This is a genomic window from Undibacterium sp. 5I1, from assembly GCF_034314085.1.
Taxonomy (GTDB): Bacteria; Pseudomonadota; Gammaproteobacteria; order Burkholderiales; family Burkholderiaceae_D; genus Undibacterium.
This window is the reverse complement of the sequence record NZ_JAVIWI010000001.1, coordinates 2,987,326-3,007,831: the sequence shown is the minus strand read 5'-3', so window position 1 is coordinate 3,007,831 and position 20,506 is coordinate 2,987,326. Positions and strand designations below refer to the sequence as shown.

Genomic DNA, 20,506 nt, shown 5'->3' with positions numbered 1-20,506 from the left:
TGAGTAACGTCGCCGATATTTAAACATCACAAGTAGTCACGAATCGTCATAGATAGTAAGCAGTCGTTGTCATTACCTTAGACATACCCTTCATTAAGAACTGGAAGGGTAGCGGCAGCGCAGAAGCCCCAAGCGCGTCGGCCGCCGCGCCATGGGCAATTTCATCCAGGCGCATTTGTTCCACGATGGCTTTTGATTTTTTATCATCGGATGGAAGCTTGTCCAGATGACTTGCCAAATGCGCTTCGACCTGCTTCTCTGTCTCCACCACAAACCCCAAGCTAATTGCATCGCCACAATGCGCAGCAATCGTACCGCAGACATAGGCACCGGCGTACCAGACCGGATTTAGAAAACTGGTGTGTGAGTTTAAGTCAGCCAGTCTCTGCGCAGTCCAGGCCAGATGATCTTCCTCCTCTTTGCCAGAATGAGTGAATGCCTGTTTGATATCTTTAGACTGTGTAACCCGTCCTTGCGCATCATATAAAGCCTGCGCGCATACCTCACCTACATGATTCACGCGCATTAGTCCTGCGCTGTGCTTGCGGTCTTGTTCGCTTAATACTGTTTCCTTTAAATAGTGGCCAGGTTGCGCGCGTGAAGCATGTGCCTGACCACTAACTACACGCAGAGCGCGATCAAAACCAATGACGAATTTGTCTATATCAAACATATGCTCAACCCTTTTTATTCAATGTGTTTGTTAATGCGTATTGTAAACCGCCACCGTATATTGCGCTGTGTGCATACATGCCTGCATTCATGCTAAAAGTTGATTCTTTGATATGGAAAAAAAACTTCGTTGTTGTGAAGACGCCACATTAAATTTGCTTAAATACGATCGTTCGCAAATTCTCTTTGCCCAATTTGACTTAATTTGTTTCAATATGTACAGATTCTGAGACGAAAGGTGTCAAAGTCAAAGCAAGACTAAGGCAACCTAAAATTTAACTGATAGAGATCAGTACACTTTATAAAACTATAAATTTTGGAGACACATTAAATGAAAAAAACGCTCATCGCATTTGCAGTTCTCAGCGCATTTGCAGCTACTGCCTCAGCACAATCATCCGTAACGATTTATGGTTCTATTGATGCAGGTATTCGTGACGTCACCAACGTTGATGCTGCTGGCAATAGCAAAGTCACCATGGGATCCAACGGTACGTACAACTCTAATCGTCTCGGTTTTAAGGGCGTTGAAGATCTGGGTGGCGGCATGAACGCTCACTTTGTACTGGAGTCTGGCTTTAACACTGCAACTGGTACTTTGGACAGCGGTACGATGTTTAATCGTTCTGCTTTTGTCGGCGTAACGGGTGACTTTGGTAACATCGATCTGGGTCGTCAGTATTCTTTAGCTTTCAAAACTATTGGTACTTATGAGCCATTTAGCTATAAATTCCCTGCAATTACATCTCCTGTTGCTGGTGTAGCTTTGTTCTTCCCAGCCACGTTTAGTGGTGGTGGTGCTACTCGTTTTAATAATGATATTCAGTACACAGCTATCTTCAGTGGCGTAAAAGTTAGTGCTGAATACGCTTTAGGTGAAGTTGCTGGTGATATAGGTCGTAATACAGTTAAATCAGTTGCGGCTACTTACACTACTGGCCCAGTGAATTTCGGTGGTACTTTTATGTCCACCGACGTTGGTGGTTTACGTAATAAATACTACACAGTTGGTGGTGCCTACAAAGAAGGCGTAGTTCGGGTTTCTGGTGGTTATGTAAAAGAAACACAAGAATCTGTCTTGAACATTGATTCCTACCAAAAATCGTTTTGGGGCGGTATTAACTACACTATCACTCCTCAAATTGAGTTGACTGGTGCTTACTATGTTACTGATTACACCGTAGCGACTTCAGCTGCTACTAAGGTAGATGGTTCTCGAAAAAATTTGGTAGTTGCCGCAACTTATGCATTGTCTAAGCGCACAAATTTCTATGTTGAAGTTGATAATAAGAAGTTAACTAATGCGTTTGTAGGAGCGACAGCAGTATTGGGCACTATTAATAATGGAACACAAAATGGCTTTTCCGTTGGTATTACTCACTTATTTTAATAAATTAGCAACAAACATCATGTAGTTTTTGATGAATAAACCTTGTTAAGGAGCTTTATTTAAATAAGGCTCCTTTTAGTTTGTTAGGAATTGCCATAGAGCATTAATTCATCAATATTGTTAATAATATTGCAATTTTCCGTTGTTTATTAACGACGTTTGTTGTTTTACACCCTTATAAAAGCTGATTTGGCTTTGCTGTCCGCCTTTAATTTTGGTCAAATACGTTAACTTCTTTTTAGCCGCAACAAAATTTTTGAAGTATTAGCTAGTTTGCATTATTTAAATGATTAATTTAATAATATAAAGTTGGCTTGATGTAGTTTGATTAATATTAAAACCCTTGGAGAAATATCAATGAAAAAATCATTATTAGCTCTGGCCGTTTTGGCAGCAGTTGCAGGTTCAGCACAAGCTCAATCTAATGTCACAATTTATGGTGTACTGGACATGGCTTTGCAACACGAAAATCGTGGAGGTGCTGCTGGTAGCATCACAGCTCTGGACAGTGGTATCCAATCTGGTTCCCGTCTTGGCTTTAAAGGTAGTGAAGATTTGGGCGGCGGTTTAAAAGCAAACTTCCAATTAGAAATGGGCGTTAATGCTGATACCGGTGCATCTTCACAAGGCGGCTTAACTTTTGGTCGTCAAGCTTGGGTTGGTTTGTCAGGTGAGTTCGGTTCTGTGAATATGGGGCGTCAATACACACCTATCTTCATCGCTACAGATACTATCGATCCATGGGATGCCGGTTTTAATAGCACAGGTGGCGGCGCACAAGCTGGTCAAGGTACTTCTACAGCAGGTACTTTAGGCTTATTCGGTACACCATTCCGTACAAACAATACAGTTAACTACACAACAAATAACTTGAGCGGTTTCACAGGTTCTTTGGCTTACTCGTTCGGTGAAGTTGCTGGCGACACATCCGCTTTGCGTAACATCGGTCTGTCCGGCATATACGCTGACGGTCCGATACAAGCAGCGATCGCTTACAACACAAATAATGATGCAACTGGCAAAGCCAAGAAAATTACTTTCCTTGGTGGTATTTACGATTTTAGCGTAGCAAAATTGCACGCTGCATATGGTAAAACTACAACTGACGCTGGTTATGTTGGTCCAGTCGATACTAAAGAGTGGATGATTGGGACGACCGTGCCATTTGGCGCTGCTAACCTGATCGCCACTTACGCTAGTGTTACCAATAATTTGGCAGCTACTGCTGGTAAAGGTCAACAGTTTGCAATTGGCGGTACTTACTCTTTGTCCAAGCGTACTAACCTGTATACAAACTATGCTCGTACAACTAATGACACAAATTCAAATGCTGGTGGTATGGCAGCTGCAAATGGTCAGACAGATAGTTTGATCAACGTTGGTATTCGTCATCGTTTCTAATACTTTGCAGACTTAGGTCTGCCTAGTCAGTCACAAAAAAAGCACCTTTGGGTGCTTTTTTTGATTTTGAACAAATCTTCGTAGAGGTTTTTAAGTCGCGTAAAGTACTGAAGGTGCTTAGCCCAGCAATTTGTAAGCGCCGCCTTTTTCTAAGGCGCGAACATATGATGGCATTGCATGTATGCGCTGTAGCCAATCCATTAATTTGGGGTGACTTATACTATTTAAGCCTCCGCGTGCAGCTGATGCTTCTAATACGAAGCTCATTTGTATATCTGCAGCACTAAACTCACTACCGGCAAACCAGCCAGTGCCAGAGATCTCTGTTTCCAGATAATTCAGATGGCGTGTGATTTGTGGTTGTATGAAACTAGTTTTTACTTTTTGGGCTATGCCACGGGCAATCGGCTTCACAAAAAATGGCATCGGACTTTGCTCTATCCTATCAAACACCAATTTCATTAAGAGAGGTGACATGGCTGAGCCTTCAGCGAAATGTAACCAGTAAATATAGCGCAAATAATCTTTGGAGTCGCGAATAGGGATCAGTCGTCCGTTGGAATAGCGATTGATCAAGTATTCAACAATCGCGCCGGATTCTGCAATCGTCAAATCATCGTCGGTAATCACGGGTGATTTACCCAGCGGATGTACCGCCAATAAGGATGCGGGTGCTAACATCGTCCGGGGATCACGCTCATATCGCATGATCTGGTACTCCACACCCAGTTCTTCTAATAACCAGAGAATGCGTTGTGACCGGGAATTATTTAAGTGATGAACTATGATCATATTTATTTTAAACAAAAGAGACTGATAAGCCAGGTAGCGGCACTCCAGAGAACGCAGTAAACCAGGTTTCTCCTGGCAATACCGGATACGCATCAGTCCAGCTGCCAGTCGTTATAATTTCTCCGGCGGTGAGGGGCGAAAATTGAGCTTGTGTTTTGAGTAATTGGTGCAAGTGCCAGATCGCATGAAGCGGACTATCCAGAACATTGCTACCGAAGCCTGCGCTACGCAAAGAGCCATCACAAGACAGAGAGACGCTCGCATTGGCCAGTACCGGGCCTAAATGGTGACGCGTCGCGCTCGACAGCATACGCGGCTCACCGACCAACAAAGTACCGTGCAAGCCGAAGGCAGCGATGGCGTCAGCGGCTTCGAATTTCCAATCAGGGTAGGGGCTGACGACGATTTCTAAACCATGCGCCATCCATTCCAGGCAATCTGCCAGTTCATCCATCGTCGCATCGGCAGCAGGCGTGCGGCCCAGCTTAAAAACCACTTCTGGTTCTACCCGCGGTTGCAGCGCACCTTTGAGGTCTTGCGATGTGTGGACGTCATCAAGATACCGTACTGTGCTGTCAAACAGAGTTGTCCAGATTGGCGCATGAATGGATTCTTTTTGTCCGTACTTTGACCACAATGTTCTGTTAGTGAACGCCAGTTTTCTGCCAACCGGAACTTCGCCTTCAGCAGTACGAATATTATCTAAGCTCTTAGCAATATCGTAGGCGTCTGCAATACTTATTGCGGAGTTTGATGAGATAGGAGCGAGAGTTCTGGCGTGAGCACGCGCATCCAGAAATTGTTGAGCATAGCGATCGGCTTGGGAGGACATCAGCATGATAGCGCCAAGTTTTTAGGGAGTCCTTATTGTGGGCGAGGAGCACTGAATTCGCAAGCTGCAAGCTACATGTGAGGCAAAAAAACTGAGTTATGCCGAGCTTACTGCGGTTCAGTGCGTACCACTTTTACCAGAGGGCAATATAAAGGGGGGCATATTTTTTGCAAAAAATTACCGAAGCTAAAAAAGCTACCTCAGGGCTTGCTCCAAATCACTCAATTAGTTTTATCACGACAATTTGGTTTAATGTCTACATTGCCCTGAGTATGCAGATTAGATGCTTAAGGGGTAAGAATTTGTAGTTAAATTTATCCTTGTCATCAGGCTTCACGTTAGTAATGAGTTCGATCAATAAATATATACTCACTGGGTGTATATTTAATCGTCCATGTATATCCTGCTCATTAGGCTTATTTTTATGAAAATTATGGGGAGTATATTAATTTAGGCGCGAATTTGCTTGATTTGTATGCTCTGGCATGACGAGTCCAGCTCATTATTTTTAAGGGAGTCAAAACACTTCATTGACTGGAATAACTTTTTTGCGACACGCCAACTATCAAGCTTTTGCTCGGCTGAGCTAGCTAAAGTCTTAGTCGTATCTAACTTCCCCAAAGCTCACCATTAGGATTGGTTCTAGGTACTGCAACCCCAAAGTGCTCATAGGCTGAAGGCGTTGCGATGCGTCCGCGAGGGGTGCGCTGCAAATAGCCTTGTTGTATTAGATAAGGTTCTAACACGTCTTCGATCGTATCGCGCTCTTCGCCGATCGCTGCCGCTACATTGTCCAGACCGACAGGACCGCCGCCAAATTTAAATAAAATGGCTTCCAGTAATTTTCTGTCCATTACATCAAATCCGACGCTATCAACGTCCAGCATTTTGAGAGCCGCGTCGGCGATATTTTTAGTGATGTCGCCATTGCCTTTTACCTCGGCATAATCTCTGACTCTGCGCAGCAGACGATTGGCGATACGCGGTGTGCCACGCGCACGTTTAGCGATTTCATACGCGCCATCGGGATTGATAGGGGCGTTAAGCAAAGATGCCGAGCGTGTCACGATGCGGGTTAATTCTTCTGCAGTATAAAATTCTAGGCGTGCCACGATGCCAAAACGGTCGCGCAAGGGGTTGGTCAGCATGCCCGCACGGGTAGTTGCACCAACTAAGGTGAATGGCTGCAGATCCAGTTTAACCGAGCGTGCTGCGGGGCCTTCACCGATCATGATGTCGATCTGATAGTCTTCCAGCGCCGGGTATAAAATTTCTTCCACCACAGGCGACAAACGATGAATCTCGTCGATAAACAAGACGTCATTCGCTTCCAGATTGGTTAATAGAGCGGCTAAATCTCCTGCGCGCTCCAATACCGGCCCCGAGGTTTGACGCAAATTGACACCCATTTCACGCGCAATAATGTGTGCCAGTGTGGTTTTGCCTAAGCCTGGTGGACCGAACAGCAAAGTATGATCGAGTGCTTCTTTGCGCTGTCTGGCAGCGGTGATAAAAATCTCTAACTGACCGCGGATTTTTTCTTGCCCGACATACTCATCCAATTGTTTGGGACGAAGCGCTCGCTCGATCGCTTCTTCATTCGGTGATGCAGGTGTCGCCGCGATAATGCGGGTGTCGCTCAGATTGTTCGTGCTACTGAAGTTATCGGTTTGGATGCTCATGATGGATTAGCTTTTCGACAGAGATTTCAGGGCCAGCTTGATACCGTCAGAAACGCCAGTGCCAGCCGGCAAAGTCTTCAGCGCCAGCAAGGCTTCTTTGTCGGAGTAACCCAGCGCTAACAAGGCATTGAGTATGTCAGACTGATGGTCGTGCATGGCAATGCCGCCAGCACTGGCACCAATATCTGCGCCCAATTTACCTTTGAGTTCCAGTAATAAACGCTCGGCAGTTTTTTTGCCTATGCCCGGGACGCGAGTTAGCCGACTTGCCTCTTGTAAAGTAATCGCTTGCGCCAGATCGCTGACTGACATGCCAGACAAAATGGACAGCGCCGTGCGTGCGCCAACACCACTGATTTTGATTAACTGGCGAAACGTGCTGCGTTCTTCTGCGCTGCCAAAGCCAAACAAAACATGCGCATCTTCACGAATGGCAAGGTGTGTCAGCAAGACGACTTTCTCGCCTAGCGCAGGCAAGTTATAAAATGTACTCATCGGGACGTCAACGTCATAACCGACGCCTTGGCAGTCAACCAATAACTGAGGGGGATTTTTTTCGAGCAGAATACCTGCGATACGACCTATCATGGCAGCCCTTTTAGCTAGCTTAACTTGGAGGAAAATTGCAGCACAGAATTGCAGCGCATAATCACAACGCGCATTACTGTATAAATAAACAGTAATGATAACCTATCCTATCAGGCGCCCGGCACGTACTCGCAAGCCTTTTTTTGCTAACGCAGGTGCGAGCTTGCCCAGCATGGCTAAAGTATCGCCGCTGTGCGCATGACAAATCGCAACACCCAATGCATCCGCCGCATCAGTGCTAGGCATGCCAGACAAGCTTAACAGCCGTTGCACCATATCTTGTACTTGTTCTTTTTTTGCTTTGCCGTGGCCGACCACGCCTTGCTTGACTTGCAGCGCCGTATATTCCGCAACGGTGAGGTCAGCACTCACTAAAGCGCAGATCGCCGCTCCGCGGGCTTGTCCTAGCAACAGCGTTGACTGGGGATTGACATTGACGAAGACTTTTTCTACCGCTGCGCAATCGGGCTGATAATGGTTTTGAGGCGTTCTGGCAAGGATTCGTCTGCCGTTTTAATCGTACCGGAAGCGATGTAGGTTAACTTGCTACCTTGTTTATCGATGACGCCAAAGCCGGTAGTGCGCAGGCCAGGGTCTATGCCGAGAATTTTCATCGAGGCACCTCCAAAAATCGATCACATGAATACGTAGTGATGACGTCGCACATGGGATGATTTTTGAAGGGATGCATGAATGCAGTATTAATGACGGAAATGACGTATGCCAGTGTAAATCATGACAACACCGCGTTCGTCCGCCGCATCAATGACCTCCTGATCACGCATAGAGCCGCCTGGATGAATCACGCAGGTGGCACCCGCATCGACCACTACATCAAGGCCATCGCGGAACGGGAAAAATGCGTCGGATGCTACTGCTGAACCGGTCAGCGTCAAGCCAGCATTTTGTGCTTTGATCGATGCTATGCGGGCAGAATCAATACGGCTCATCTGGCCAGCACCAACGCCGAGTGTCATGCCATTGCCACAGAAGACGATCGCATTTGATTTCACAAATTTGGCAACGCGCCATGCAAACATCATATCTGCCATTTGTTGTGGCGTTGGTTGCAGTTTTGAGACTACCCGTAATTCTTCAGCGCCTACATTTTTAGAATCTGGTGCCTGTACCAGCAGGCCGCCGCCAACACGTTTAAGGTCGTAGGTATTGATGCCCTTGCCCAAAGAAATTTCTAGCAAACGCACATTTTGTTTTGCTGCAAAAATTTGTTTGGCTTCGGCAGTAAATGACGGTGCGATCAGCACTTCAACAAATTGTTTTGCAACGATCTCAGCAGCTTTGCCGTCAAGTTCACGGTTGAAGGCGATAATGCCGCCGAACGCGGAAGTCGGGTCCGTTTGCAGAGCTTTGCTATAGGCTTCAAATGGAGTCGCACCTAAGGCAACGCCGCACGGGTTTGCATGTTTGACGATCACGCAAGCGGATTCCGCGAAGGATTTGACGCATTCCCAAGCAGCATCGGCATCAGCGATGTTGTTGTACGACAGTTCTTTACCTTGCAATTGCGTGTAATTCGCCAGTGACCCATCCAGGCTAATCAGATCGCGGTAGAACGCAGCGGACTGATGCGGGTTTTCGCCGTAACGCATTTCCTGTACTTTTTCAAAATGCAGGTTCAGCGTTTGTGGATAGCTGCTGCGAGTCGCATGCACTTTATCTTCGCCGAGACTAGTCAGATAATTGGTGATCGCACCATCGTATTGCGCGGTATGCGCAAATACCTTTTTCGCTAACGTGAATTTAGTATCGTAGCTGACGACGTTTTGATTTGCTGTCATTTCATCCAGCACGACCTGATAGTCGCTAGGGTCAACGATCACCACAACATCTTTATGATTCTTGGCGGACGAGCGCAACATCGTTGGACCACCGATATCGATATTCTCAATCGCGTCTTCCAAAGAACATTCGCCTTTAGCAACGGTTTGCTGGAACGGGTACAGATTGACGACCACCATATCGATGGTCGGAATACCATGCTTTTCTAATGCAGCTACATGCTCAGGAAAATCACGCCGCGCCAGAATTCCGCCATGGACTTTCGGATGCAAAGTCTTTACACGACCATCCAGCATTTCAGGGAAACCGGTGTAGTCAGCAACCTCGGTCACTGGCAAACCGTTGTCGGCCAGTAGTTTTGCCGTACCACCCGTGGACAATAACTTGACACCCATGCCGGACAGCGCACGTGCGAACTCAAGAATGCCGGTCTTGTCGGAGACGGAGATGAGAGCTTGTTTGATCATGATAAGGAGCTAAGGAGCTTGTGAAGTGGAAGAATTCGGTAGCAAAAACAGATCAGGAGTTGCGAGATCTGCCCACGCCTTTGATGCTAGCTGGCTATTACAGCAAGCCGTGTTGCTGTAACTTTTTACGTAACGTATTGCGGTTGATGCCCAGCATATCTGCTGCTTGTGATTGATTGCTTTCCGCTCGGGTCATGACCATTTCTAACATTGGTTTTTCTACAGCCAACACGACCATATCGTAAATATTGGAGGCAGGTTGTTCTCCCAGATCACGGAAGTATTTTTCCAAATTTTTGTGAACGGCTTCTTGAATGCTATCTTTGCTCATGCTTTTAATTTTCTATCAGTGCTTGTTTGACTTATTCTTGTTGAATACGTTTTTTCTTAAATCCCTACTGTTTCTCTTTCGCTTTTGACGAAGATGAAAACAGAAAAAATGAACTACGCTGCCAACTTTTCTTCGGAGGGGCGGTATTGTAACCGCTCGCTGGTCTGACGATCAAAAAACATTTTTACTGCATCTAACTGGTCTTCGCATGAGGTTAGTAAATTCATCTCTTGTCGAAAATCTTCGCCACCAACTAAATCTTGTACATACCAACCTATATGCTTGCGCGCCGTTCGTACTCCCATGAATTCACCGTAGAAAGCATAGTGAGCGCGTAAATGTGCATCCATCAAACGGCTGACTTCGGACACCATCGGGGCTGGTAAATAAGTGCCGGTTTTCAGGAAGTGTTCGATCTCGCGGAATATCCACGGTCGTCCTTGTGCCGCGCGACCTATCATGATCGCGTCTGCACCTGTCACTTGTAGAACATACTTGGCTTTTTCTGGTGTCGTGATATCGCCGTTGGCAACTACCGGAATATTGACTGCTGCTTTGACGGCGGCGATAGTCTCGTATTCTGCATCGCCTTTATAGCCGTCTGCACGAGTACGCCCATGCAGCGTCAGCATGGCGATCCCTGCGGATTCGGCAATGCGTGCGATATTCAAGGCGTTTTTGTTGGCTCTGTCCCAGCCAGTACGAAACTTCAACGTGACCGGCACATCGACCGCATTGACAACCGCTTCTAAAATCGTTGCGACCAGTTTTTCATTTTGTAGCAGCGCCGAACCGCACCAGGCGTTACAGACTTTTTTGACCGGGCAGCCCATATTGATATCAATAATCTGCGCACCTCTGTCCACATTATGCTTGGCACATTCCGCCAGCATAGTCGGATCTGCTCCGGCGATCTGAACGGCTTTTGGCTCCATCTCACCTTCGTGATTGGTGCGGCGCGAAGACTTCTCGGTATCCCACAACTTTGGATTCGACGCCGCCATTTCAGATACCGCATAACCAGCACCCAACTCTTTACATAGCTGGCGAAACGGTCTGTCCGTCACGCCAGCCATGGGCGCAACAAAAAGATTATTCCGCAACTGATGGGATCCGATTTGCATAATGGAGATAAATTGGGGTAGAGAGTAGCGAAAAGCCAGATCGGCAAGGAAAAGTATTCTACCTGAAATGTGCCTAAATAATTAGCAAAATACTTGACCTAAAATCAGAATATTTTTATCTATCTAGGTTGACTTAATGATAGTTTGGTTTTCTGAATACTTCATAAAAAGGGTCTTCGTCGTTCTATTTAAACGGCATAAAATTATAGAGATGCTAATTTGCAATTATCTTTGTGTATAGTTGCTGACAAATAGCAGCCTTGACTTACTTTGGCGTATCAATTTTTATCTGATTCTAATTTTCAACTAAGTATTGATCGCTTCTAAAGTCTTTTTTAAAGCCTATTTCATCACTGATTTTCAGTCGGTATTAATCAGTCAAGGATGAAATATGTTTTTAACTTTAAGGAGCTGCCGTGAGTACTATCCAAGTAAAGAGCAACACAGAAAATCAAGCAAAAAATCAAGCAGCCGGTTTGCATAAAATTACTATCGTCGGCGGCGGTGCCGGTGGTTTAGAGTTGGCGGTCAGGCTTGGTAAAAAATTAGGTAGAAAAAAGAAAGCAATCATCACTTTGATTGATGCTAGCCGCACTCATTTATGGAAGCCTTTATTGCATCAAGTCGCTGCAGGCACTTTGGACAGTCATGCGGACGAGCGCGAGTATTTCGCACTGGCGCGCTCGAATCATTTTGAGTTTCGCTTAGGGCGTATGGATGGTCTGAGCAGAGAGAAGAAAGAAATTTATCTCTCCGCGACCTGTGATGAAGATGGTAGTGAATTGCTGCCGCGTCAGGCGATTGCTTACGATAGTCTGGTGATTGCGTTAGGTAGCCAGACCAATGATTTTGGTACGCCGGGTGCGCGCGAGAATAGCATCATGCTGGACTCGCTTCCCGCGGCAGAACGCTTCCACCAGAAGCTAGTCAATTGCTGCTTACGTGCGCAAACACAAGCGCAGCAATCTGGTGAAGGACGCTTCACAGTGACGATCATCGGTGGCGGCGCTACGGGGGTGGAGCTGGCTGCCGAACTGCACATGACGACTAAAATTTTATCTAGTTATGGACTGGTCAATTTTCATCCGGAAAAAGATTTAAAAATCGTCATCGTGGATGCGGCTCCGCGTTTGTTACAGATGCTGCCAGAGCGCTTATCCGACGCAGTTGCCCGTGAATTACGCAGTATTGCAGTAGAAGTGCATACCAACGAACGTGTGGTAGAAGTCACCAAAGAAGGTGTCAGCATGTCTAGCGGAAAATTTATCCCCAGTGGCATTGTCGTTTGGGCGGCAGGGATTAAGGCGCCAGAATTTTTAAAAGATCTGGACGGTCTGGAAACCAACCGCATCAATCAGTTAGTCGTGCACCGGACTTTGCAAACCACACGTGATACATCGATTTTTGCTCTTGGCGACTGTTGCGCCTGCCCGCAAGGCGAGGGCTTACCGACGGTCCCGCCCCGCGCCCAATCTGCGCATCAGCAAGCAAGTCTGTTGGCAGATTCTCTAAGCCGGATGTTGCAGGGAAAATCGCTAAAAGAGTTCACCTACAAAGATTATGGTTCTCTGGTCTCGTTAGGCAACTACACTACAGTCGGCAGTTTAATGGGCGCACTGGCAAATGGCTCGGTCTTCATTGAAGGTACTCTCGCCAAATGGATGTATTGGTCACTGCACAAAAACCACCAGGTTGCTGTCAATGGCTTGTTTCATACATGGCTATCCACCTGGGCGGAAACAATTGATAGGGTGCGCAATCCCCGGATTAAGTTGCACTAATCAGTTGTTAGCTTTGTCATCGGTTCCCTTAGTGCATTTTGATTGAACTTAAGCGACGCGCAAGGATGAAATTGCATTGTGCGTCGCAGCAAATTGTAGAGTGTGCGTTCGACTTATTTGCAAAAGACTTGCCTAGATTTCTCCTAGGCGCTAGCATCAATTATCTGCATAATGTCAATACTAGCGACTACAGCGGTTGTACATCTATTTCGCGCGCATTCTGCGCGAAGCATCGAGCTAATTAAAAGTAGGCAAGTGCAAAGTATTATGAGGTGTATAAGAAGCACGCGAGAGTTGTATTAATTCGAGGCTCCCATGTGCACCGCTTGCATGAATCATCACGCGATCAAAACAACAATCAGAGACAAGGAAAACAGCATGGATAAGTTTTGGCTTAAATCGTACCCGCAAGGCGTACCGGAAGAAATCGATTTTTCACAATATAAATCGCTGGTGCAATTGCTGGAAGAAGCTTTCCAAAAATACGCGGCACGTAATGCCTACGTTTGTATGGACAAGTTTCTGACTTACGGCGAGCTAGATACCTTGTCCCAAAAAATGGGTGCATGGTTGCAAAATAAAGGTCTGGCAAAAGGTGCGCGCGTCGCGATCATGATGCCAAATGTACTGCAATATCCTGTTGTTATGGCCGCCGTGTTGCGCGCTGGTTATACCGTCGTCAACGTCAACCCCTTGTACACGCCACGTGAGTTAGAGCATCAGTTAAAAGACTCTGGTGCAGAGGCGATTTTTATTCTGGAAAACTTTGCGCACACCTTGGCACAAGTGATTGATAAAACCGCGATTAAGCATGTGGTCGTTGCCAGTATGGGCGATATGTTGGGTGGCCTTAAAGGCATGATCGTCAATTTTGTCGTGCGCAATATCAAAAAAATGGTACCTGCTTTTTCTTTGCCCAACGCGATTCGCTTTAAGCAAGTTCTCGCAGAGTCGGGGCGCCTGACATTTAATCCTGTCAGCATTGGTCACGATGACGTTGCGTTTTTACAGTACACCGGCGGCACCACTGGTGTATCGAAAGGTGCGACGCTGACACACCGTAATGTCATCGCCAATATTCTGCAAAACGAAGCATGGCTTGCACCTGGTATGCAGGGTCAGGATATGACTCAACAAAAGACCATCGTTTGCGCTTTGCCTCTTTATCATATCTTTGCGTTGACCGTCTGCAGCTTACTTGGCACTCGCATCGGTGCGCTGAATCTGTTGATTCCTAATCCCCGCGATATGCCCGGCTTTATCAAGGAACTGGCCAAGTACAAGGTCAATATTTTCCCGGCGGTTAACACCTTGTACAACGGCTTACTGAATAATCCTGAGTTTGCCAAACTGGATTTCTCTGGTTACCAAATTTGTAGTGGCGGCGGTATGGCAGTACAAAAAGCGGTTGCCGACAAATGGCTTAAAGTCACTGGCTGCGCGATTTCTGAAGGTTATGGTTTGTCTGAGACATCGCCTGTTGCAACCGGCAATCCGGTAACGACCAAAGAATTCTCTGGCACGATAGGCTTGCCTATTCCGTCTACTGAGATCGCTATTTTGGATGACGACGGTAACCCTGTACTTTTGGGACAACCGGGCGAAATCGCGATCCGCGGCCCGCAAGTCATGGTCGGTTATTGGAATCGTCCGGATGAAACAGCCAAGGTCATGACTGCCGATGGCTTCTTCAAATCTGGCGACGTTGGTATTATGGATGCACGTGGTTACACCACGATTGTGGATCGTAAAAAAGACATGATTTTGGTATCCGGTTTTAACGTATATCCAAATGAGATCGAAGGCGTTGTCGCCTTGCACCCGGGCGTATTGGAGTGCGCTTGTGTCGGCGTACCAGATGCCAACTCAGGCGAGGCCGTTAAACTGTTTGTGGTACGCAAAGATCCGGCGCTCACTGTCGATCAGTTAATGGCGTATTGCAAAGAACAGTTCACTGCATACAAAAAACCGAAATACATTGAGTTCCGCATGGATCTGCCAAAAACCAATGTCGGAAAAATTTTGCGCCGTGAATTGCGAGATGAAAAGAAGGCAGCGTAAGTACATAAGTAAGCAAGTATCGTAAAAATGTTCTTGCAATAGAGTGAAATTAAATATACTCCCCCAGTCATTAAGTAAAAATATACTGATTGTCCATAGAATCATTGGACGATTAAAATATACTAATCAGGAGTATGTATAAATAAAAAGGAAAGCCATGTGCTTTCCTTTTTTGTTTTTTAACAATTGTTTTGCTTGTGTCAATCTAAATTGCGTCTAGAATAAATAGGGTCAAGCTGTTGCCCGACTATGTTTTGAATGCGCTCCATAAGATATTCTCAAACTAAATAAGGTCGTCATCAGTAGCAGCATCAAATTCGTCATCAAATTCGTCAATTTGATTTTCAATTCATCGCAAACCTAATCCACCGGAGATCACCATGCCATTCCCATATCGCTTTACTGCCGCCACCTTGTTGATCGTCTCGTCCTCTGCATTTGCGGCGTCGCTAAGCGACCTGAGCAATCAGGACGCTAGTGCTGGTTTAAAAGCCGCGCTCGATAAAGGGTCGTCTTTGGCGGTGGCTAAATTAGGTGTCGAAAACGGCTTCTTAAATAACGACAAAGTAAGAATCCAATTGCCATCCATCTTAGAGCAAGCGCGTCCGCTACTTAAAATGACCGGACGTGGTCAACAACTGGACGATCTGGTGATCTCCATGAACCGCGCTGCCGAATCTGCGGTGCCAATGGCCAAGCCACTGCTGATGGATGCGATTAAATCCATGTCAGTCACCGACGCCAAAAATATTCTCACCGGCGGCGATACCTCGGTAACAGATTTCTTCAAACAAAAAACCTCCACGCCGCTCGCTACTAAGTTTTTACCTCTGGTAAAAGGTGTCACAGACAAAGCTGGCTTATCGGCTAAATACAATAGCGTAATGGGACAAGCAGAAAAAATGGGAGCAGTACCGAAAGAGCAGGCCACGGTAGAAGGCTACGTAACTCAACGTGCGATGGACGGTTTATTTCTGATGATAGGCGAAGAAGAAAAAGCCATACGCCAGGACCCGATTGGCAGTGGCAGCAAGATCATCGGCAAGGTGTTTGGCCTGCTGAAATAAGGGTGATGTTCTATAAGGGGATGATGCCGTGCGCAGCGGCACGGTGATTAGCATTAATTTATTTTTCTGATTGAATAAACAAAATAAAAGGGGCGTACCAGGCGAATTGGTAGGCTCCTTTTTTCTCAATAAACCAGTAAGGCAATATCAGTAAACCTAGGCTAAATGCCGCAATGGATGCGCATGTGCTGGCCACACTTCCGCAAAAAAACTACTTACCATTTCTGCACTCACTTCGGCTAATGTAGCCGGCGACCATTGCGGTGTGTTGTCTTTATCCACCACCAGTGCTCGTACGCCTTCCAGGACTTCACCATGTTTAAAGCAATGACGCACCATCGTGCGTTCCATACGCAAGCAATCGGCCACTGACATTGTGCTGCCGCGACGTAACTGTTCTAGCGTCACGCTCATCAATAAGGGAGAACGCTTTTGCATTACTGCTGCAGCCTGTTGCGTAAATTCGCTCGCATCACCCGCTAGCGATGCTGCAATCGCCTTCGCATCATTGCTCGTAAAATGCTGATCAATCAGCGCACGATGAGTAGCCAAACGGCTGCTTGTGGTATTTGCCTGTTCTGCAAACGGAGCAGCAAACTCGCGGATGGCGTGGCGGATATCGCCAGAAGTTGTGGTCGCCAACAGCGCCATCAATGCGGGTAATTCTGTAGTCGGTATAAACACATCAGCCAAGCCTGCATACAAAGCATCAGCCGCATTGATGATGTCTCCGGTCAGACCCAGATACGTCCCGATTTGTCCCGGCGCGCGCGACAGAAAATAACCACCACCAACGTCGGGGAACAGGCCAATATTCACTTCCGGCATTGCCATCTTGGTGCGCTCTGTCACGATCCTCAAACGACAATCTTCCCCTGCCTGTGCTATGCCCATACCGCCACCCATCACCACGCCGTTCATCAAGGCGATATAAGGCTTAGGATAAAAATGAATCAGATGATTCAGCGCATATTCTTCGGTAAAAAAATCTTCCAGCAAGGCGCTATCGCCTTTGGGTGTCGCAGTGCCGACATCATAGAAAAAGCGGATGTCACCACCGGCACAAAACGCTTTCTCTGCGCTGCTATGAATAAACACCGCATGCACATTGGCGTCATCATGCCAAGCCAGCAAAGTCTGCGTAATCGCCCGTACCATTTCCAGCGATAAAGAGTTGAGTGCTTTAGGGCGGTCAAGTGTGATGTAGCCGATGTGATTGTTGACGGAGGTTTGGATATAGTCGCTCATGGCTTATTGGGGAGTTGGATTGAAGGAAGATTTTAACTTTTTTATCTGAAGTACATCAGTTAACTGAGTATTGGAGAGCAGTAATGCTTTATCTGTACTCATTGATTGCCTTATGACGCGCCGACGTGGCTCTGGAATTATCATTATATTTTTATGGTCGTTTACCGCAACCCCAGCCACAAACCTGCCGGCACAAACAAGAGCGCCGCCAGGTTTCCCAGTAACACAATCGAAGCGACTTTGTCTGGTTCTTGCTGATATTGTTCTGCCACCATAAAACAAAAAACGGCGGGTGGCAGGGCGGCGAATAAGTACATTTGGCCGCGTTGTGCCGTGCTTAGCGGCAAGACTGGATCTAGCAACAGTGCGAGCAGCAATCCCGCCACCGGACAGGTGATGGCACCGACCAGACCGATGCGCCAACTGGCGAAATTAATGTCCAGCATACGCACACCCAACGCAAATAACATGATGGGGATACCGGCGTCGCCCGTCATTTTAAGTGCGATGAATAAATACGCTGGCAGGTGCACATGCAGCAGCGCGAAAATCATCCCCAGCATCATCGATAACATCATCGGACTGCGTAAAAATTTGAGCGGTGAACCTTGATGACCGGGGTGGCCGCGCTGAATAATTTTAATGCCAACCGTGAAGTACACCAGGTTACACGCCATAAACAGAGCAACCGCTGCCGACAGTCCATTTGCACCAAACGCCAGTGCCGCCAGAGGCAAGCCCATGTTGCCGCAATTGTTGTACATCATAGGCGGCACAAAGCCGCGTACATCGTAGCCCAGCAAGCGTGCCACTGGCCACGCCAGCAAGCCAGAGCCGAGCGCAATCAGCACGCCGGCCAGGATCAGCCAGGCGTTGTGAGCGACATCAAATTCTTTTGCGGCCAAAGCGCAAAACACCAGCAACGGACAGAGCACATCCATACTGACGCGGTTGATCGCCACCATATCGTCTTTGACGCCAGCCCCTTTATCGGCAGTATTTCTAAAGCGCGCATATAGATAGCCTAGAGCGATGATGATGAACACCGGCAAGATGATAGCGATGATGCGTTCAAATAATTCCATGGGTATGTGTTATTAGCGATTAGAGTAGAGATTTTTAATATACTCCCCCATTTTTTTAATAAAAATGGCCGATTGCCCAAGTTATATATGGACATGTAAATATACATATTGGGGGTATATTAATTATCATGGGAGCGGATGTTTTAAAATTCTTCATCGAAATGCCACTTAATCACACTTTCAGCGTTTTCAATACTGCGTAATCCAGCGGTAGCGCGGTGGTGCTTTTGATGATTTCCATTACAAAGCTAGAGCTGACATCTTGCAAATCAGCGACCTTGACCAATTTTTTATATACCTGATCGTAACCGGCCATGTCCGGTACCAGCACCTTCAGCAGGTAATCGGTATCACCACTCATACGCAGAATTTCGACAATTTCCGGGATGTCCTTGGTGCCGCTGATAAAGCGCTGCATCCAGCCTTCGTTATGCTGTGCCGCTTTTAAGGCAACCATTACGGTCAGTCCCAGATTGAGCTTGCCGGGATCGCATAGCACGACTTGTTGCCGGATCACGCCATCGTCTTGCAAACGTTGCACGCGCCGCCAGCATGGCGTGACCGACAAATGCACCGCCTGCGCCAGATCGGCCAAAGCGATGGAGGCATCTTTTTGAAGAATTTGTAATATTTCGATATCTTTTTTATCCATAGATTCAATTTTATAGAAAATTATTCTCAATAAGATGAATTATCTATGATTTTTTGGTAAAAAATTTCATCTCGGCTTTGTTACGATGAGACTTAGCCAATTTCACCGTAGCAAGGTACGACGAGGCTGCAGCTGGCGCGCTTTGGTGAGCTACGGCATCGCAGTTAATTGGGCAAATCGATCAGATCGAACAAATTCAGAGTAATTCAGCACAATCAAGGACGCATCATGAGTAAGCACGATCCGCAATGGCAAACCGCCACCAAACTGACTCACGCAGGGCGCAAAGGTAAAGCGCACCACGGGCCAGTGAATCCGCCGGTCATCCGTGCTTCAACCATGCTATTTCCCAATGTGGCAGGTTTGAAAGAGGCGACCGGCACCCGAGCAATTTACGGCCGTCACGGTAATGAGACGACTTTGGCACTGGAACATGCTTTATGTGCAGCAGAAGGCGCAGCCGCTTGTTTGCTGACACCATCGGGTTTATCTGCGATCACTACTACTTTGCTGGCTTTGTTAAAACCGGGCGATCATTTACTGATGGTGGATACGACTTACGATCCGACCCGTTTATTTTGTGATGGCTTGCTCAAAAAAATGGGTATCAGCACCACTTATTATGATCCCCTGATCGGCAGGAATATCGCCTCATTGATGCAGCCTAATACCAAAGTCGTTTTTGTCGAATCACCAGGATCATTGACGTTTGAGGTGCAGGACATTCCTGCGATGGCCGCAGTTGCGCATGCAAGCGGCGCAGTGATTGTGTCTGACAGCACCTGGGCAACGCCGATAGGCTGGTCTTCGTTTGAACTGGGCATTGATGTGTCTCTCCACGCGGCGACAAAATATATTGTTGGCCATTCTGACGCCATGATGGGTGTGATTTTAACCAAAGAAGCCTTGCATCCTCGTTTGCGCGACACCTACAAGCAACTGGGCTTATCGGTCGGTGCTGACGATGCAGCATTGGCTTTACGCGGTTTGCGCACGATGTCGGCGCGCCTGGCGGTACACAGGGTCAGCGCATTACATATCGCGCAGTGGTTACAAGCTCAGCCAGAAATCGCCGAAGTGCTGTATCCACCGATGCCAGGTGCAGCAGGGCATGAACTATGGAAGCGCGATTTTCATCCTGATTATGCCTGTGGTTTAATGGGGGCGATTTTTCATCAACACATCACAGAACAACAAGTTGCCGAGCTGATAGACCGCACGGAATTATTCGGTATCGGCTTTAGCTGGGGCGGCTACGAGAGTCTGATTTTGCCGACCAAGCCAAAAAACTGCCGCACCGTCAACGCCAGCCAATGGCAGGCGCCGATGATACGTTTGCATATCGGTCTGGAAGCAGTTCAAGATTTGCAGCATGATTTGCAGCAGGGGTTTGAGGCATTGAGAAATCTTGATTGTGCGGAACCTATTGCCGCCTAATTTGTCCATGTTCTGTAGCCAATTTTAAGACAGGTCTTACACAGATTGGCACGATGTAACTTACCGGTTTCTACTCTCTCCAGATGGTAGATTTTG

The 20,506-nt window shown here is 47.0% G+C and carries 17 protein-coding genes and 1 pseudogene; 6 read left to right on the top strand and 12 right to left on the bottom strand.

Annotated elements, in window-relative coordinates; all coding sequences use genetic code 11:
- Window positions 1–46: 46 nt before the first annotated feature.
- Complete coding sequence (gene coq7, locus RGU72_RS13240; RefSeq protein ID WP_322120176.1) at window positions 47–673, bottom strand: 2-polyprenyl-3-methyl-6-methoxy-1,4-benzoquinone monooxygenase; 627 nt, start codon at window positions 671–673, stop codon at window positions 47–49.
- A 330-nt stretch (window positions 674–1,003) separates the two neighbouring features.
- On the opposite strand from coq7, the gene RGU72_RS13235 reads away from it, so the two are divergent.
- Both RGU72_RS13235 and RGU72_RS13230 read left to right on the top strand, forming a co-directional pair.
- Window positions 1,004–2,062, top strand: a complete 1,059-nt coding sequence (locus RGU72_RS13235; protein WP_322120175.1) for a porin — start codon at window positions 1,004–1,006, stop codon at window positions 2,060–2,062.
- Window positions 2,063–2,419: 357 nt separating this feature from the next.
- The gene (locus tag RGU72_RS13230; RefSeq protein ID WP_322120174.1) at window positions 2,420–3,463 is read left to right on the top strand and encodes a porin; all 1,044 of its coding nucleotides are present in this window, start codon (window positions 2,420–2,422) and stop codon (window positions 3,461–3,463) included.
- Window positions 3,464–3,580: 117 nt separating this feature from the next.
- On the opposite strand, the gene RGU72_RS13225 is transcribed toward RGU72_RS13230, so the two are convergent.
- The 8 genes and pseudogenes from RGU72_RS13225 to dusB all read right to left on the bottom strand — a co-directional run bounded on the left by RGU72_RS13225 (window position 3,581) and on the right by dusB (window position 11,079).
- Window positions 3,581–4,255, bottom strand: a complete 675-nt coding sequence (locus RGU72_RS13225) for a glutathione S-transferase (RefSeq protein WP_322120173.1) — start codon at window positions 4,253–4,255, stop codon at window positions 3,581–3,583.
- Window positions 4,256–4,262: 7 nt separating this feature from the next.
- Window positions 4,263–5,093 carry a 2-keto-4-pentenoate hydratase gene (locus tag RGU72_RS13220; protein WP_322120172.1) on the bottom strand — a complete coding sequence of 277 codons (831 nt, stop codon included), beginning with the start codon at window positions 5,091–5,093 and terminating at the stop codon, window positions 4,263–4,265.
- Between the two features lie 602 nt (window positions 5,094–5,695).
- Window positions 5,696–6,769, bottom strand: a complete 1,074-nt coding sequence (gene ruvB, locus RGU72_RS13215) for a Holliday junction branch migration DNA helicase RuvB (protein WP_322120171.1) — start codon at window positions 6,767–6,769, stop codon at window positions 5,696–5,698.
- A 6-nt stretch (window positions 6,770–6,775) separates the two neighbouring features.
- Window positions 6,776–7,357, bottom strand: coding sequence for a Holliday junction branch migration protein RuvA (gene ruvA / locus RGU72_RS13210; protein WP_322120170.1), 582 nt, complete (start codon window positions 7,355–7,357; stop codon window positions 6,776–6,778).
- A 102-nt stretch (window positions 7,358–7,459) separates the two neighbouring features.
- Window positions 7,460–7,971, bottom strand: a pseudogene (gene ruvC / locus RGU72_RS13205) (crossover junction endodeoxyribonuclease RuvC).
- An 87-nt stretch (window positions 7,972–8,058) separates the two neighbouring features.
- Complete coding sequence (gene purH / locus RGU72_RS13200; protein WP_322120169.1) at window positions 8,059–9,624, bottom strand: bifunctional phosphoribosylaminoimidazolecarboxamide formyltransferase/IMP cyclohydrolase; 1,566 nt, start codon at window positions 9,622–9,624, stop codon at window positions 8,059–8,061.
- A gap of 97 nt (window positions 9,625–9,721) precedes the next feature.
- The gene (locus RGU72_RS13195; RefSeq protein WP_322120168.1) at window positions 9,722–9,955 is read right to left on the bottom strand and encodes a helix-turn-helix domain-containing protein; all 234 of its coding nucleotides are present in this window, start codon (window positions 9,953–9,955) and stop codon (window positions 9,722–9,724) included.
- Window positions 9,956–10,068: 113 nt separating this feature from the next.
- Window positions 10,069–11,079, bottom strand: a complete 1,011-nt coding sequence (gene dusB / locus RGU72_RS13190; RefSeq protein ID WP_322120167.1) for a tRNA dihydrouridine synthase DusB — start codon at window positions 11,077–11,079, stop codon at window positions 10,069–10,071.
- Window positions 11,080–11,495: 416 nt separating this feature from the next.
- Here dusB and RGU72_RS13185 point away from each other — a divergent pair, with 416 nt between their 5' ends.
- From RGU72_RS13185 to RGU72_RS13175, 3 genes are all read left to right on the top strand, one after another.
- Window positions 11,496–12,860 carry an NAD(P)/FAD-dependent oxidoreductase gene (locus tag RGU72_RS13185; protein ID WP_322120166.1) on the top strand — a complete coding sequence of 455 codons (1,365 nt, stop codon included), beginning with the start codon at window positions 11,496–11,498 and terminating at the stop codon, window positions 12,858–12,860.
- A gap of 378 nt (window positions 12,861–13,238) precedes the next feature.
- A complete protein-coding gene (locus RGU72_RS13180; RefSeq protein ID WP_322120165.1) occupies window positions 13,239–14,921 on the top strand; it encodes a long-chain fatty acid--CoA ligase in 1,683 nt (560 codons plus the stop codon).
- Between the two features lie 380 nt (window positions 14,922–15,301).
- Complete coding sequence (locus tag RGU72_RS13175) at window positions 15,302–15,988, top strand: DUF4197 domain-containing protein (protein WP_322120164.1); 687 nt, start codon at window positions 15,302–15,304, stop codon at window positions 15,986–15,988.
- Window positions 15,989–16,144: 156 nt separating this feature from the next.
- Here RGU72_RS13175 and RGU72_RS13170 read toward each other — a convergent pair whose 3' ends face one another.
- The 3 genes from RGU72_RS13170 to RGU72_RS13160 all read right to left on the bottom strand — a co-directional run bounded on the left by RGU72_RS13170 (window position 16,145) and on the right by RGU72_RS13160 (window position 18,973).
- Entirely contained in the window at window positions 16,145–17,236 is a 1,092-nt protein-coding gene (locus tag RGU72_RS13170) for an enoyl-CoA hydratase/isomerase family protein (protein ID WP_322120163.1), read from the bottom strand.
- Between the two features lie 161 nt (window positions 17,237–17,397).
- Window positions 17,398–18,321, bottom strand: coding sequence for an AEC family transporter (locus RGU72_RS13165; RefSeq protein WP_322120162.1), 924 nt, complete (start codon window positions 18,319–18,321; stop codon window positions 17,398–17,400).
- 172 nt (window positions 18,322–18,493) lie between these two features.
- On the bottom strand, window positions 18,494–18,973 hold the full coding sequence (locus RGU72_RS13160; RefSeq protein WP_322120161.1) for an Lrp/AsnC family transcriptional regulator: 480 nt from the start codon (window positions 18,971–18,973) through the stop codon (window positions 18,494–18,496).
- Window positions 18,974–19,201: 228 nt separating this feature from the next.
- Between RGU72_RS13160 and metC the strand changes: the two genes are divergently transcribed.
- Window positions 19,202–20,410, top strand: coding sequence for a cystathionine beta-lyase (gene metC, locus RGU72_RS13155; protein ID WP_322120160.1), 1,209 nt, complete (start codon window positions 19,202–19,204; stop codon window positions 20,408–20,410).
- Window positions 20,411–20,506 lie beyond the last annotated feature (96 nt).